Source organism: Vibrio sp. 1288, assembly GCF_033344475.1.
Genome location: NZ_JAWPOX010001112.1, coordinates 1 through 522 on the forward strand (window position 1 = coordinate 1; position 522 = coordinate 522).

General features: G+C 44.3%; 1 protein-coding gene. It reads left to right on the plus strand.

Going from position 1 to position 522, the window contains the following annotated elements; all coding sequences use genetic code 11:
• The coding region (locus R8O11_RS31180; RefSeq protein WP_318195385.1) for a TIGR03899 family protein at positions 1 to 462 on the plus strand (462 nt) is incomplete at its 5' end.
• Positions 463 to 522: the final 60 nt, after the last annotated feature.

Consider the following 522-nt stretch of genomic DNA (forward strand, 5'->3'; position numbering starts at 1 on the left):
AAAGAAGCGCAAACACTACAAAGAGCAGCCTCTTTGGCGTGCAGTTTTGGCGGCGATAACAGTAAAAAGTTATTGATAGGCTATAAGGCACATGGCGGAATATTCAACTTTGGTAAACGAGATAACACCAGCAATCTGAATATGGGCAGCTTTCAATTGCCTTACTCAAGTCTATTAGTATTGATTGAATTGGGGTTACTGCATAGCACAGAACTGGAATCAGGAGAGATCGGCATTGAAACGCCATTGATACTGGCATATCAAGGCAAGAATTTGTCTCTGCAAGTGAATACGAAGGGCATCCGTCTGCTGTACTACCGTTTCACGCCGACGGGTAACGAACTGTGCAAACTGCTTGGCAACAAGCCAAATTCCCAGTACTACGATCAAATGCTCGCCTTGTTAAATCAAAAGTTTAGCGTAAGCACCGAAGCAAGCAGCAGCGTGAACTATACCGTTTAGTTTCGCTCTAGGAGCTTTAGGTCACCTATGATCTAAAAGCTCCTCAAGCAGTACACTAGG